At 63.4% G+C, this 13,658-nt stretch carries 14 protein-coding genes; 5 read left to right on the forward strand and 9 right to left on the reverse strand.

The features are described from left to right. Window positions 1–191: 191 nt before the first annotated feature. Both metF and AC0L2A_RS21775 read right to left on the reverse strand, forming a co-directional pair. A complete protein-coding gene (gene metF / locus AC0L2A_RS21770) occupies window positions 192–1,109 on the reverse strand; it encodes a methylenetetrahydrofolate reductase [NAD(P)H] (protein WP_023798712.1) in 918 nt (305 codons plus the stop codon). Further along, on the reverse strand, window positions 1,109–2,131 hold the full coding sequence (locus AC0L2A_RS21775; RefSeq protein WP_473493937.1) for an ArsR/SmtB family transcription factor: 1,023 nt from the start codon (window positions 2,129–2,131) through the stop codon (window positions 1,109–1,111). Before AC0L2A_RS21775 ends, metF begins: the two co-directional genes overlap by 1 nt. A 144-nt stretch (window positions 2,132–2,275) precedes the next feature. Between AC0L2A_RS21775 and tsaA the strand changes: the two genes are divergently transcribed. Together tsaA and AC0L2A_RS21785 are read left to right on the forward strand one after the other, a co-directional pair. Next, entirely contained in the window at window positions 2,276–2,812 is a 537-nt protein-coding gene (tsaA, locus tag AC0L2A_RS21780) for a tRNA (N6-threonylcarbamoyladenosine(37)-N6)-methyltransferase TrmO (protein WP_473610577.1), read from the forward strand. Further along, a complete protein-coding gene (locus AC0L2A_RS21785) occupies window positions 2,809–3,120 on the forward strand; it encodes a DUF2293 domain-containing protein (protein WP_473610578.1) in 312 nt (103 codons plus the stop codon). The genes tsaA and AC0L2A_RS21785 overlap by 4 nt, the downstream gene beginning before the upstream one ends. 109 nt (window positions 3,121–3,229) lie before the next feature. Here the strand turns inward: AC0L2A_RS21785 and AC0L2A_RS21790 are convergent, their stop codons facing one another. The 7 genes from AC0L2A_RS21790 to AC0L2A_RS21820 form a co-directional block, all read right to left on the reverse strand. After that, window positions 3,230–3,847, reverse strand: coding sequence for an MOSC domain-containing protein (locus AC0L2A_RS21790; protein WP_473610579.1), 618 nt, complete (start codon window positions 3,845–3,847; stop codon window positions 3,230–3,232). A 137-nt stretch (window positions 3,848–3,984) separates the two neighbouring features. Next, complete coding sequence (locus AC0L2A_RS21795; RefSeq protein WP_473610580.1) at window positions 3,985–5,106, reverse strand: beta-ketoacyl-ACP synthase III; 1,122 nt, start codon at window positions 5,104–5,106, stop codon at window positions 3,985–3,987. Window positions 5,107–5,315: 209 nt separating this feature from the next. Further along, window positions 5,316–6,107 carry a trans-aconitate 2-methyltransferase gene (tam, locus tag AC0L2A_RS21800; RefSeq protein ID WP_473610581.1) on the reverse strand — a complete coding sequence of 264 codons (792 nt, stop codon included), beginning with the start codon at window positions 6,105–6,107 and terminating at the stop codon, window positions 5,316–5,318. Further along, the gene (locus AC0L2A_RS21805; RefSeq protein ID WP_473610583.1) at window positions 6,104–6,370 is read right to left on the reverse strand and encodes a type II toxin-antitoxin system RelE family toxin; all 267 of its coding nucleotides are present in this window, start codon (window positions 6,368–6,370) and stop codon (window positions 6,104–6,106) included. Before AC0L2A_RS21805 ends, tam begins: the two co-directional genes overlap by 4 nt. Next, window positions 6,367–6,615, reverse strand: a complete 249-nt coding sequence (locus AC0L2A_RS21810) for a DUF6290 family protein (protein ID WP_473610584.1) — start codon at window positions 6,613–6,615, stop codon at window positions 6,367–6,369. Before AC0L2A_RS21810 ends, AC0L2A_RS21805 begins: the two co-directional genes overlap by 4 nt. A 56-nt stretch (window positions 6,616–6,671) precedes the next feature. After that, window positions 6,672–8,321 carry an energy-dependent translational throttle protein EttA gene (ettA, locus tag AC0L2A_RS21815; protein WP_091594088.1) on the reverse strand — a complete coding sequence of 550 codons (1,650 nt, stop codon included), beginning with the start codon at window positions 8,319–8,321 and terminating at the stop codon, window positions 6,672–6,674. A gap of 134 nt (window positions 8,322–8,455) precedes the next feature. Then, window positions 8,456–9,481, reverse strand: coding sequence for a ribonuclease T2 family protein (locus tag AC0L2A_RS21820; RefSeq protein ID WP_473610585.1), 1,026 nt, complete (start codon window positions 9,479–9,481; stop codon window positions 8,456–8,458). Between the two features lie 199 nt (window positions 9,482–9,680). Between AC0L2A_RS21820 and AC0L2A_RS21825 the strand changes: the two genes are divergently transcribed. The 3 genes from AC0L2A_RS21825 to AC0L2A_RS21835 form a co-directional block, all read left to right on the forward strand. Next, complete coding sequence (locus tag AC0L2A_RS21825) at window positions 9,681–10,616, forward strand: alpha/beta fold hydrolase (protein WP_473610587.1); 936 nt, start codon at window positions 9,681–9,683, stop codon at window positions 10,614–10,616. A gap of 158 nt (window positions 10,617–10,774) precedes the next feature. Then, the gene (locus tag AC0L2A_RS21830) at window positions 10,775–11,950 is read left to right on the forward strand and encodes a CaiB/BaiF CoA transferase family protein (RefSeq protein WP_473610588.1); all 1,176 of its coding nucleotides are present in this window, start codon (window positions 10,775–10,777) and stop codon (window positions 11,948–11,950) included. Further along, the coding region (locus AC0L2A_RS21835) for a thiamine pyrophosphate-binding protein (RefSeq protein ID WP_473610590.1) at window positions 11,947–13,658 on the forward strand (1,712 nt) is incomplete at its 3' end. The genes AC0L2A_RS21830 and AC0L2A_RS21835, both read left to right, overlap by 4 nt.

The following is a 13,658-nucleotide window of genomic DNA, read 5'->3' on the forward strand; positions in this document are numbered from 1 at the left end:
GCTATGACATGGGGCTTACCAGGCCAATCAACGCATTGATGATTTGTGCTGCATTTGCATTCATCGGGGCGCTGATTATGGGCTTTCTTCCGTAGACCCGCCAAGCAACGGAAGCAGCACAAAATAGTCCAAGTCATTGAAAAGGCCGGGTTTTTTACCCGGCCTTTTTGCATCCCGGATTTGACGGAGACTTACGCCGCGGCGGACCCCGCGGCTTCAGCCTCGTGCGAGCGGATGCCGATCATGTGGCAGACGGCGAAGACCAGATCGGCGCGGTTCATGGTGTAGAAATGAAAATCGCCGACGCCGCGCTCGACAAGGTCCAGCACCTGCTCGGCCGCCACCGCGGACGCCACCAGCGCATGCGTCTGCGGGTCCGTCTGCAGCCCGTCGAAGCGCTCGGCCATCCATGCCGGCACCAGCGCACCGCAACGCGCCGAGAAATTGGCGACCTGGGTAAAATTGTGGACTGGCAATATGCCCGGCACGATCGGTATGTAGATGCCCGCCCGCCGCGCCCGCTCGACATAGCGCTCGTAGAGGTCGTTGTCGAAGAAGAACTGGGTGATCGCCCGCGTCGCGCCATTGTCGACCTTGCGCTTCAGCATATCGATATCGGTGGCGAAATCCGGGCTCTCCGGATGCTTTTCCGGATAGGCGGAGACCGAGATGTCGAAATCGCCGACACCTTTCAGCGCCCCCACCAGTTCGGCGCCGTTGGCATAGCCGTCCGGATGCGGACGATAGGCGGCGCCGACGCCCTCGGCCGGATCGCCGCGCAGGGCGACGAAGCGGGTGACACCCATGTCGGCAAATTCCTGGATGACTTCATCGACCTCGTGACGCGCCGCATCGACGCACGTCATGTGCGCCGCCGGCGTCAGCGTCGTTTCGTTGAGGATCCGCTTGACCGTGCGCGCCGTGCGCTCGCGGGTCGAGCCGCCGGCGCCATAGGTGACGGAGACGAATTTCGGCTTGAGCGGCTGCAGCCGGGTAACGGTGTCCCACAGCCTTGCTTCCATCTCGTCGCTCTTCGGCGGGAAAAACTCGAACGAAACCCTGATCTTGTCGCCAATGTCAGGGCGGCGGGAAAAGCGGAACTGGTTCATCAGGCGGTTTCCCCTATCGGAAAGGCATTGGCCGGTTGTGCATGGTTGGAAGGATCGGCGATCAGCATGCGCTGGTCACGGCCGAGCCACAGTTTTACGGTGAGCCTGGGTTCATTGCCGGCGCGCGGCTCGAATTCCTGGCTCTCCTCGAGGTCGAGCCCGGCCTCGGAAAACCACTCGGTGATCTGCCGGTCGGCAAAGCCGAGCCGCACATGCGCGTGGGCGTCGCGCAGGAATTCCAGCGAATGCGGAGCGAAATCCACGATCACCAGCCGGCCTGCCGGACGCAGCAGCCTTGCTGCCTCGCGGATCGCGCGGGCGGGATCGTCGAGATAGTGCAGCACCTGGTGGATGGTGACGAGATCGAAGGCGTCGCGCTCGACCGGCGGCGCAAAAATGTCGCCCTGACGCACCTGCGCATTCGAAATGCCGGCCTTGTCGAGATTGGCGCGCGCCACCGTCAGCATCTCGCGCGACATGTCGATGCCGATGCCGCGCCGGTAGAGCGGCGAAAAGATCTCGAGCAGCCGCCCGGTCCCAGTGCCAAGATCGAGCATCGACTGGAACGGCCGCTTGCCGACGAGCTTGAGCAGCGCTGCCTCCACGGCGCGGTCCGGCACATGCAGCGAGCGGATGTGATCCCAGCTTGCGGCATTTGCAGAGAAATATTCGGCGGCGCGATCCTGCCGCTTGCGCTTGACCGCCGCCAACCGCTCGAGGTCACGCTCGACCTGCGGATCGGCACCCCGGATACCGGAGACCAGCCTGAGCACGAAACCCCGCGCCGCATCCGAATCCGACAGCCGGAAGAAGGCCCATGAGCCCTCCTGATAGCGGCCGATCAGCCCCGCCTCCAGTAAAAGCTTCAGGTGGCGCGAGACGCGCGGCTGCGACTGGCCGAGGATTTCGGTGAGATCGGAAACGGTGAGGTCGCCGCGCGACAGCAACGCCAGGATGCGCAACCGGCTGGATTCGGCCGCCGCCTTCAATGTATCTACCATGGTGTCGAGCGCGACATGCATGCGAGCATTCTCTTTGAAAAAGATATAAACATATGTTTATGTCGATTTTGATTGGCTTGCAAGCGCTATGTCGCTCCCGGACAAGAAAATGACGCATGCGGTGCGAATCGCCAACAGCCGGATGCAGGATCGGGGTGGAAAACCATGTTCGAAACGCGCAGCGGCGAAAAGCTTCTGGAAACTGATCCCGCCGATATGCCGCCGGACGGCCATGTCGTCTTCATCGGTCGCATCGCCTCGCCCTGGACCACGCGGGAAACTTGCCCCAAGAACATGAAAACCGCGCGGGAAACGGGCAAGCCGGCGGTTCTCACGATCGACCTGCCCTATCGCCAGGGTCTGCTCGGGCTTGAACGCGCCAGCCACGTCATCATCCTGTCCTGGCTGCACCACGCACCGCGGACCCTGATTGTTCAGAAACCCCGCCATGCGGCTGAACCGAAGGGCGTTTTTTCGCTGCGCTCGCCGGCCCGGCCGAACCCGATCGGGTTGCATATCGCAAAACTCGTCGCCCTCGATATCGAAACGGGCCGTGTCGATGTCGATGCCATCGACCTGCTCGACGGCACGCCGGTGATCGACATCAAGCCTTATTTCGCTTCGACCGACGCCTTTGCCGATGCGACCATTGCCGGACGGGACGAGCCCGGACAGGTCGTGCCAAGACGGGACGGGCAATGAGCGCGCCGACCGGCCGCCGCCGCGCCATCGCCAAGGCGCTGACAGCGCTTTTGCCGCTGGCGCCCTATGCCGACATGGAGAAGATCCGTGCCGACGCCGGCGCGGTGCATATGAAGAGCTTGCCGCCGAGCATTGCCGTATGGCTGGCGACAATAGCCCACATCCGTCACATGCATACCGACTACGAAAAGCTGCTGGCCGAAGGCTATGACCGCGATTCCGCGCGCTTCTTCGTCATCGAGCAAACCAACACAGTGCTGACCCGCTGGCGCGCCACCCGTCTGCTCGAGGATGAGGATGAGGAATAGAGGAGCGATGGCACCCGTATGAGCTCTACGGCGTCTGTCCTCGGGCTTGCCAAAGGCAAGACCCGTGGGCGACCACCTCCCCCCGCTGGCAATGCGCCTCGACAAACAACTATGCCCGGTAAATCCACTGCTCGGGCACACGCACCGAAATCGCCTCACCGGCCGTGATGCGGCCTGGTTTTTCCACCCAGGCGACAAGGCCGCGCAACCGCTTTGCCGCCTTCGGGAACAACAGCGCGCCGGCTTCGTGGTCGGCCATTCCGGCATTTTCGGCGACCGATCGCCCGGCGATGCGGCAAGGTCCGTTCTGCGCGTCGACCTTGACGGTGACGCCTCCTCTAAAGAACAGCAGCGTGCCGGACGGCAGCATCGAGAGATGCGGCAGACCTTCGATCAACAGATTGGCGCCGATCCACTCCGGCTTGATCTCGGCGATGGCCATCCGCCCTGCCACGATCGCCAGCTCGTCCGCGGCCACGATCGACAGCTGCCGCTCGTTGCGCATCTCGGTGCCGCGTGGATACCAGGGCTCGCGCCCGCCGGAGCGCCGCGTCGCGCCTGCGTGGAAATCGCCGTCGATGCCGTCGAAGCCAAGCTGCAATTCATCCACCGCTCGTGTCTCGAAATGATCTGATGGCGCGACGTAAAGCCCGGCCACCCGCGCGGCAAGCTTCCGCGCCGGGATGATTTCGACCGGGTTGTCGGTCTCGGGGAAGAGGTCCAGCACAGGCTTCGCTCCTTGCGTGATGCCAAGCAATTAGCCGCAGCGAGCTCATCAGGTCCAGTCGAAAGCGCTGATGCTCCAATCAAGCAGGCTGATGCGATTACACCGGCGCCTTCCAATGCCGGTGCAGTTCGCGCCAATCAGAGCATGCGCAACAGCGCCCCGCCGATCGAGTAGCCGGCGCCGAAGGCGCAGAGCAGGCCATAGTCGCCGGCGTTCATGTCGGCGTGGTTTTCCGACAAGGCTACGACCGCACCGGCGCCGGCTGTGTTGCCGAGGCGCTCCAGCACCATCGGCGCGCGGTCATGGCCGACCTCGTGGCCGAACGACAGCTTCAGGATCATGGCGTTCATACGGGCATTGGCCTGATGCAGCCAGAAGCGCCGGATCGCTTGCGGCGTCAGCCCATGCTCGGCCAGGAACTCGACGATGAACTTGTGCCCGGCGACGGTGACTTCCTTGAATACCTTGTTGCCGACCTGCTTGATCAGGTTGCCTTCCAGATTGATCATATACGGATCGTCCTGGGCGGTGCGCGTGTAGTAGCCGAGATTGGTGCGGATGTTGTTGGACATCTGCGTCCAGGTCCGGGTGTCGAGCACCTCGAAGCGTCCCGGCCGCTTGTCGCCCTGGGCAAGCCCCTCGACGACCATCGAGACCGAAGCATCGCCGAAGATGAAATGCGTCTGCCGGTCGCGGAAGTTGAGATGGCCGGTGATGATCTCGGGCGTCGTCACCAGCACGCGCCTGTGTGCGCCCGCCCGCACCAGATTGACCGCGATATGCAACGCCGCCGCCGCCGACGAGCAGCCAAGGCCCATGTCGAAACCGGCGCCCTTGGTGCCCATCGCCTGCTGCATCTCGATGGCGATCGCCGGATAGGGCCGCTGGTGATGCGAGGCCGAGCAGATCACCAGGTCGACATCAGGTGGCTCCAGGCCGGCATGGTCGAGCGCTTTCCTGGCCGATGCGATGCCGAACTCGGCTTCCAGCGACAGCGCGTCGTCCGGCCGCGCCGGAATGCACGGCGCCATGCGGGTCGGGTCGAGAATGCCTTCCCGCTCGATCACATGGCGCGTCTGCACGCCCGAAGCATGGACGATGAAGGCGCTGTCCGATTTCTGCAGCAGCGTCTCGCCAGAAGCCTGGCGGCGGACATTCTCCATCTCGACCCAAGCATTGAAGCTGTCGACCAATTCCTCATTGGTGATCGAAGGTTCGGGGATTTCAACGCCGATGCCGCTGATGATGACGCGATGCATTTTCAGTTCGTCCCCATGCGCAGGCGCTACGGCTTGATGTGGGCGCCGCGAGAGTTCGGCGCAACATTATTCGCATCAAGCTAGTTTAAGCCGGCTTAAATCAAGGGCCTGAGGCAAAAGACCACAACCTTGCGTGGCTGAAGTGCGCGTTGTGGCGAAACCGAATCAAGCGCAACCAGGCAGTGCTTCTCGGTTGCGGCCAATCGTTTCTAGGCAGCGCGCCGCGCGACGATGAACAGGCGCGGGAAACGCAGCAGCACCTTGCCGTTCGCCGTCTTCGGATAGACTTCGGTTATCCCAGCGGTGTAGCGCGTGAGAAAAAACCGTCGCTCGTCCGCGTCGAGCGGATCGAGGAACGGCTTCAGCCCCGTCGACTTCAGCCACTCGACGATCGCCCCGGCATCGGCCAGCGGATGATTGTAGGCGGTGTGCCAGATGTCGAGCCGGTCCGAGAGCGGCGACAAAAGATCGTAATAGAACGATACCGGCGGCAGCGGTCCGCGCGCAGCACCCTCGAGCTTTTCGGCAAACGGCATTTCGGCCGCCGTCTCGCGCATCAGCCGGTGCGACGGCTCGCCCATATTGTCGGGCATCTGCACGGCAAGCGCGCCGCCCGGCGCCAAAAATCCCATCAGCCGCTGGAAGATCGCCGGATGCTCTGGCAGCCACTGGAACACCGCATTGGCGAAAATCACGTCGACCGGCTCTTCGGGCTGCCACGCCGCCGCATCCCCCAGTTCGAAGGCCACTTCCGGCAGACGCGCCCTGGCCTTCTCGATCATGTCAGGCGAGGTATCCAAACCGCTGACCTGCGCGCTCGGCCAGCGTTCGACCAGCAATTGCGTCGAATTGCCCGGCCCGCAGCCGATATCGACCACCCGGCGCGGCGCCGCCACCGGCACCTGCGCGACGAGATCGCGCGCCGGCCGCGTGCGCTCGTCCTCGAATTTGAGATATTGGGCGGCGGACCAGTCGGGTTTTGCTTTTGCGACTGTATTCATCGATAGACCTCGCGCCGGTTGCCGACCTCCACAACCAGCACGACAAGCCGGCTATCCTCGAATTGGGCAATGATTCTGTAGTCGCCGACGCGAAAACGCCAGGCCTCTTGCCTGGTCGCGGTCAGGCGCTTGGCAAGTGCCCTTGGATTGGGGTGCTCCGAAACTCTTTGATGCAGGAATTCGAGAATGCGCCGCTGGTCTTTCGTTGAAAGCCGTTCGATATCCCTTTCGGCTTGCCGCGTGAACTCAACGCGCCAATTCATTCAGCGGCAGGTTTCTTGTGCCGTTCCGCTGCTTCGCGAAGCTCAAGCTTCCGGATCACCTCCTCCAACGGAATGCGCGCCCCGTCGTCATCCCTCAAGCGTTCCTCGGCAATCCTCGCGTCCTGCCAATCCTCGATTGTCTCGAGGATCGCTTCAACCGCAACCTGATCGACCGTACGGCCGCTGGCCCTGGCCATATCGGCCAGCAGCTTCTCGGCTTCTTGCGGCAATTTGACCGTGATCATGGCAACTCCATTCGATCAATTTAGGTCAAACGACGATCGCCTGCAACGGATCGAACCTACCGCGTCAGCCGCTTATACGTCATGCGGTGCGGGTTGATGGCGTCGGGGCCGAGACGGCGGATCTTGTCCTGCTCGTAATCCTCGAAATTGCCCTCGAACCACTCGACATGGCTGTCGCCTTCGAAGGCAAGGATGTGCGTCGCCAGCCGGTCGAGGAACATGCGGTCGTGCGAGATGATGACGGCGCAGCCGGCGAAGTTTTCCAGCGCGTCTTCGAGCGCCGCCAGCGTTTCGGTATCGAGATCGTTGGTGGGTTCGTCGAGCAGCAGCACATTGCCGCCGGTCTTCAGCATCTTGGCCAGATGGACGCGGTTGCGCTGGCCGCCGGACAGATTGCCGACCTTCTGCTGCTGATCGCCGCCGCGGAAATTGAACGAGGCGCAATAGGCGCGGGTGTTGGCCTCGAACTTGCCGAGCTTGACCACTTCGGCACCACCCGAGATTTCTTCCCACACGGTCTTGGTCGGGTCGAGCGCATCGCGGCTCTGGTCGACGTAACCGAGCTTGACGGTCTCGCCGACGCGGATCGTGCCGGCATCCGGCTTTTCCTGGCCGGTGATCATGCGGAACAGCGTCGTCTTGCCGGCGCCGTTCGGGCCGATGACGCCGACGATGCCGCCGGGCGGCAGCTTGAATTCGAGGTCGTCGATCAGCAGCGTGTCGCCAAAGCCCTTTGACAGGTCCTCGACCTCGATCACCACATTGCCGAGCCGCTCGCCATGCGGAATGACGATCTGGGTGTCGCTCGGACGCCGCTTGTCGGCCGCATCCAGCAGATCCTGGAACGCCTGGATGCGCGCTTTCGACTTGGTCTGCCGTGCCTTGGGGCTGGACTGGATCCACTCGCGCTCGCGGCCGATCGCCCGCTGGCGCGCATCGTCCTCGCGGCCCTCCTGCTTGAGCCGCTTGGCCTTGGCTTCGAGATATTTGGTGTAGTTGCCCTCATAGGGAATGCCGCGGCCGCGATCGAGCTCGAGGATCCAGCCGGTGACATTGTCGAGGAAGTAGCGATCGTGGGTGATGATCATCACCGCGCCCGGGTAGGCGCGCAGATGCTTTTCCAGCCACGCCGTCGTCTCGGCGTCGAGATGGTTGGTCGGCTCGTCGAGCAGCAGAAGGTCGGGCTGACGCAGCAGCAGTTGGCACAGTGCCACGCGGCGGCGCTCGCCGCCCGACAGCTTGGTGACGTCGGCTTCCTTGGGCGGGCAGCCCAGCGCTTCCATCGCCATCTCGACCTGCTGTTCGAGATCCCACAGGTTGAGCCGGTCCATCTCGTCCTGGAGCTTGGCCGACTCGTCGGCCGTCTCGTCGGAATAGTTCATCATCAATTCGTTGTAGCGTTCGATGATCGCGGTCTTGGCGGCGACGCCTTCCATGACGTTCTCGAACACGGTCTTGCTTGCATCGAGCGCCGGCTCCTGCGCCAGGTAACCGACGGTGGCGCCTTCGGCCAGCCACGCCTCGCCGCTCCACTCCTTGTCGATGCCGGCCATGATCTTGAGGATGGTCGACTTGCCGGCGCCGTTCGGCCCGAGGATGCCGATCTTGGCGTCCGGGTAGAAGGAGAGGTGGATATTCTCGAGCACCTTCTTGGTGCCGTAGGCCTTGTTGAGGCCGGCCATGTGATAGATGAACTGGCGTGCCACGCGCGCTTTCCCTGAAAAGTCGACTGGAATGTCGGATTGAATGGAAGTTGCGCGCTATGTAGGCGATGCCGCGTCGAACGGCAAACTGTTTTGGCATTTCGAACCGGCCTTCGGGCTAAGACGGGCTCGGCGTGTCACTGGAACTCGATCGGATCGACGATGCCTTTCGGACAGCCGGCATTGTTCGTCGGCACTGAGGCCAGCAACAGCTCACTGAGCGAAGAGTTCGGACCGATCGGGCCGGTCAGGCCGAGCGTCAGTTCGCCGATCAGCCGCCTGCCGCTCGAAGGATCGTTCACGCAGGAGACGCGAACCCGCTCGCCGGCGCCGGGACCAAAGGCACTGTCGAAGGCGGTGCGGATCTGGCCAGAGGTCAGATCCCGGCCAATTTTCTGCGTGAAAAGATCACGCACCGATGACGCATTCACCGCGCGCGTCAAGTTCAGCGCATCGGAAAAATACGCCTGCTGGCTCTTGCCGTAACAGGTGCCATGCTTGATCCACTCATGCCTGTCGAGAGCGGATGCGGTGCCTGGCATCACCCGATCGAGCTCCGACCGCGTGTTCGGCTCAAGCTCGACCGGCGGCAGGTCCTGCCAGTGCGCCGGATTGTCGTTCGCCTTGTCGGCCGCTGCCACCTGGCAATAGAAATTTCCGTTCGGCTGCGGCCACAGCCCATGCAAGGTGAAATGCGTCGCCTCAAAACCGGCCGCGGTCTGCGCCCTGCATTCGGTCTTGCCGGGCCTGGTCTCGCAAAACGCCGGCTGCCAGCTCAGCGCGAGGACATATTCCGGCTTTCGCGAAGCCGGCTCAGCAGGCTTCTCCTGGTCGGCCGGCACAGGTGCTGCCGGTTCCGTGGACGCGCTGCCGCCCGAAACATGGCCGCAATCGACCTTCACCCAGCGGCGCTCCGGATCGGCCCCGGGCACGCGGATCAGATAGTGGGTGGGAGCATCCTTGTTGCCAGCCAGCAGCTCGTAGCTCTGTCCCGCATCGATCGCGATATTGCCGGGGTTCCTGCCGCTCCTGATGGCCTGGGTGGCTGGACAGGTGGCGTCGGCGACGAAGGAGCCGCTCATCTTGACCTCGGCCCGCGCAGCACCCGTCAGCGACGGGGCGACAAGCGCCGATCCAAAAACAAGACCTGTCAGCGTACGCATGGGTACTCTCCGGTTGAATAATGCTGGGCAACAGACTGCCGCCCTCTCTCGGTAGCAAATTCTCCATGTCAGAATTGCGATACCCGCGTTGCGACACAAGAACAGCGCTGCAAAACACCGCGAACGGATTGACGCAAAACCGGCGTCGGCGCACACAAACGTTCGCAGGCGCTAAAGACGCGTTGGAGACGAAGCGACAATGTCATTCAGCCAGCAGCGCGTGCTGCGATCGCCGACCGGCGCGGCGCTCAACCTTTACGTGAAACGCGCCGAGGGCCGCCCGCGTGCGGTCGTCCAGATCAATCACGGACTGGCCGAACATGCGGCGCGCTATGTCCGCTTCGCTACCTTTCTGGGCGAGTGCGGCTTCCATGTCTATGCCCATGACCATCGCGGCCATGGCGCAACCAAGGCGCCGGACGCTCCGCTCGGCACATTCGCCAAAGTGGATGGCGGCGCCAAGGTCATCGCCGATGTCGCCGCCGTGCATGACCTGATCGCCGGCGACCATCCCGGCCTGCCGGTCATCATCTTCGGCCATTCCATGGGCGGCCTCGTCGCGCTGAATTTCATGCTTCATCATTCGAACCGGCTGCACGCCGCAGCCATCTGGAACGCCAATTTATCCGCCGGGCTCGCCGGCCGTGCCGCACAAATCATCCTGGCCTGGGAAAAATTCCGGCTCGGCTCCGACATGCCGTCGCGCATGCTGCCGAGACTGACCTTCCAGGCCTGGGGCAAGGCCGTCCCAGATCACCGCACTCCATTCGACTGGCTGTCGCGCGACGCGGCCGAAGTCGACAAATACATCGCCGATCCGCTGTGCGGCTGGGATGCGTCGGTGTCGATGTGGCGCGACCTGTTCGGCTTTGTCTTCGACGGCGCCGACGACACCAAATTTTCCGGCATCCGCAAGACCCTGCCGATCTGCCTGGTCGGCGGCGAAAAGGATCCCGCCACCGACGGCGGCAAGGCGGTCAGCCATCTCGCTGGGCGCCTGCACAGGATGGGCTTTTCGAATCTCGTTTCAAAGGTTTACGCCGAGACCCGCCACGAAAGCCTGAACGAGGTGAATCGAAATATCATCATGGACGATTTCGCCGCATGGGCCGACAGCGTGCTAAAACAAGCCTGACCGAGATTGGCACGGTCCGGTTGGCCCATTGCAAGAACCGTGACTTCGGCACGCGGGATTGATAGTGCATGTTGCCCAAAAGTGCGCAGCGGTTTTGGGATAACGACATGCATAAAAAGAAAACCAGAGCCTGCGCTTTCGATCAATCACGGTGATCCATGACCGAGCCTCCGCTGAAAGGCATCCGCGTAATCGAACTCGCCCGCATCCTGGCCGGGCCGTGGGCGGGGCAATTGCTTGCCGATCTCGGCGCCGACGTGATCAAGGTCGAGAGCCCTGATGGCGGCGACGATACCCGCAAATGGGGTCCGCCCTTCGTCATGAGCCATGACGGCGAAAACCTCTCGGCCGCCTACTACCATTCCTGCAATCGCGGCAAGCGCTCCATCGCCATCGATTTCTCGACGCCCGAAGGCGCCGAGACAGTGCGCCGGCTGGCTGCGACATCGGACGTGCTGATCGAAAACTTCAAGCTCGGCGGGCTGAAGAAATACGGCCTCGACCATGACAGCTTGCGCAAAATCAACCCGCGGTTGATCTATTGCTCGATCACCGGCTTCGGCCAGGACGGGCCGTATGCGCCACGCGCCGGCTATGACTTCATCATCCAGGGCATGGCCGGCATGATGTCGATCACCGGCGAGGCCGGCCGCGAGCCTCAAAAGGCCGGTGTCGCCATTTCGGACATTTTCACCGGCCTCTATTCGGTGATCGCCATCCAGGCCGCACTTCGTCATGCCGAGAAGACCGGCGAAGGCCAGCATATCGACATGGCGCTCTACGACAGCCAGATCTCGGCGCTCGGCAACCAGAACCTCAACTATCTGGTCTCGGGAAAATCGCCGGTGCAGATGGGCAATGCGCATATGAACATCGCGCCCTACGAAGTGGTGCCGGTCAAGGACGGCCACATCATCCTGGCCATCGGCAATGACGGCCAGTTCGCCAAATTCTGCGCGGCTGTCGGATTGGACAAGCTGCCATCCGACCCCGATTTCGCCACCAATCCCGCCCGGGTCGCCAACCGGGCGACGCTGCGCGAGCATATAATCGAGGCGCTGAAAACCTTCGATCGCGATCCGCTGCTGGCCAGGCTGGAGGCGGCAGGCGTGCCTGCCAGCCCAATCAACACGATCGGCGAGATGTTCGCCGATCCGCAGACCATCGCGCGCGGCATGCGGCTCGACCTCGACGACGGCCATGGCAATCTGTTGCCCTCGGTGCGCGCGCCGATGGTCATGTCGGGCACGCCGCTGGTCTACGAGCGGCCCTCGCCGCGCCTCGGCGAACACACCGAAGAAATCCTTGCCGAACTGGAGAGGTCAGGAAAATGAAGACCGGCGGACAACTAATTGTCGATGCGCTCGAAGCCAACGGAACGGACCGTATCTATTGCGTGCCCGGCGAATCCTACCTTGCGGTGCTCGACGCGCTGCACGACTCGCCGATCCGCACCATCGTCTGCCGCCAGGAAGGCGGCGCCGCGATGATGGCCGACTGCCATGGCCGCCTGACCGGCAAGCCAGGCATCTGCTTCGTCACCCGCGGCCCCGGCGCCACCAACGCTTCGGCCGGCATCCACATCGCCATGCAGGATTCGGTGCCCGTCATCCAGTTCATCGGCCAAGTCGCCAGCCACGCCAAGCAGCGCGAGGCTTTTCAAGAGGTCGACTACGTCAGGTTCTTCGGCGACATCGCCAAATGGGTGGTCGAGATCGACGACGCCGCGCGCATCCCCGAATTCGTCACCCGCGCCTTCGCGGTGGCGACATCCGGCCGTCCCGGCCCGGTCGTCATCTCGCTGCCGGAAGACATGCTGACCAGCCTTGCCGAGGCGCCGGCCGCCCTGCCCCACACGCCGGTCGAAACGCGGCCGGGCGAGGCCGAGCTCGATGCTCTGGAAAAGCTCCTCAACAAGGCAAAGCGCCCCTTCGTCATCCTCGGCGGCACGCGCTGGGATGCGGAGGCCGTCGCGCGGATGCGGACGATCGCCGAAGCCTGGTCGCTGCCGGTCGGCTGTTCCTTCCGCCGCCAGATGCTGTTCGATCATCTCCACCCCAGCTATGCCGGCGATGTCGGCATCGGCATCAACCCGAAGCTGGCGACCGCCATCAAGCAGGCCGACCTCGTGCTGCTGATCGGCGGCCGCATGGGCGAGATGCCGTCCTCCGACTACACGCTACTGAAGAGCCCCTACCCCGACCAGTCGCTGGTCCATGTCCATGCCGACGCCAGCGAGCTCGGCCGTGTCTACCGGCCGACGCTGGCGATCAACGCCTCGCCGTCCGCCTTCGTCGAAGCCTTTGCCGGGCGCAAGCCGGCCGCCTCGCCGGTCTGGGCGGATGAAACACCGAAGCTGCACGCCGCCTATCTCGACTGGTCGACACCGCCCGAAAGCGGCCCCGGCGCCGTCCAGATGGGGCCAATCATGAACTATCTCGAAAAAATGCTGCCCGACGACGCGATCCTCACCAACGGCGCCGGCAACTACGCCACCTGGGTGCACCGCTTCCACCGTTCCCGCCGCTTTGCCACGCAGGCAGCACCGACCTCCGGCTCGATGGGCTACGGCACGCCGGCAGCGGTCGCCGCCAAGGAATTGTTTCCCGAGCGCGACGTGATCGCCTTCGCCGGCGACGGCTGCTTCCTGATGAACGGCCAGGAATTCGCCACCGCCGTGCAGTACGATCTGCCGATCATCGTCGTCGTCGTCAACAATGGCATCTACGGCACCATCCGCATGCACCAGGAGCGCGAATATCCCGGTCGCGTCGTCGCCACCGACCTGAAGAATCCCGACTTCGCGGCGCTCGCCCGCGCCTATGGCGGCCATGGCGAAACCGTCGAGAAGACGGCCGACTTCGCGCCGGCCTTCGAACGCGCCCGCGCCAGCGGCAAGCCGTCGATCGTCGAGATCAGGCTCGACCCCGAGGCGATCACGCCGACCCGGACGATGACCCAGATACGGGACAGCACCCCCCTCTGTCCTGCCGGACATCTCCCCCTCAAGGGGGGAGATCGGATGTCACAACTGCTTTCGCC

The sequence above is a fragment of the Mesorhizobium sp. WSM4844 genome (genome assembly GCF_055811775.1).

What these genes read in the sequence shown, in the direction of transcription:
- metF (WP_023798712.1), bottom strand. Translation starts at nt 1,109, where the DNA reads ATGAACCAGTTCCGCTTTTCCCGCCGCCCTGACATTGGCGACAAGATC.
- AC0L2A_RS21775 (WP_473493937.1), bottom strand. Translation starts at nt 2,131, where the DNA reads ATGCATGTCGCGCTCGACACCATGGTAGATACATTGAAGGCGGCGGCC.
- tsaA (WP_473610577.1), top strand. Translation starts at nt 2,276, where the DNA reads ATGTTCGAAACGCGCAGCGGCGAAAAGCTTCTGGAAACTGATCCCGCC.
- AC0L2A_RS21785 (WP_473610578.1), top strand. Translation starts at nt 2,809, where the DNA reads ATGAGCGCGCCGACCGGCCGCCGCCGCGCCATCGCCAAGGCGCTGACA.
- AC0L2A_RS21795 (WP_473610580.1), bottom strand. Translation starts at nt 5,106, where the DNA reads ATGCATCGCGTCATCATCAGCGGCATCGGCGTTGAAATCCCCGAACCT.
- tam (WP_473610581.1), bottom strand. Translation starts at nt 6,107, where the DNA reads ATGAATACAGTCGCAAAAGCAAAACCCGACTGGTCCGCCGCCCAATAT.
- AC0L2A_RS21805 (WP_473610583.1), bottom strand. Translation starts at nt 6,370, where the DNA reads ATGAATTGGCGCGTTGAGTTCACGCGGCAAGCCGAAAGGGATATCGAA.
- AC0L2A_RS21810 (WP_473610584.1), bottom strand. Translation starts at nt 6,615, where the DNA reads ATGATCACGGTCAAATTGCCGCAAGAAGCCGAGAAGCTGCTGGCCGAT.
- AC0L2A_RS21820 (WP_473610585.1), bottom strand. Translation starts at nt 9,481, where the DNA reads ATGCGTACGCTGACAGGTCTTGTTTTTGGATCGGCGCTTGTCGCCCCG.
- AC0L2A_RS21825 (WP_473610587.1), top strand. Translation starts at nt 9,681, where the DNA reads ATGTCATTCAGCCAGCAGCGCGTGCTGCGATCGCCGACCGGCGCGGCG.
- AC0L2A_RS21830 (WP_473610588.1), top strand. Translation starts at nt 10,775, where the DNA reads ATGACCGAGCCTCCGCTGAAAGGCATCCGCGTAATCGAACTCGCCCGC.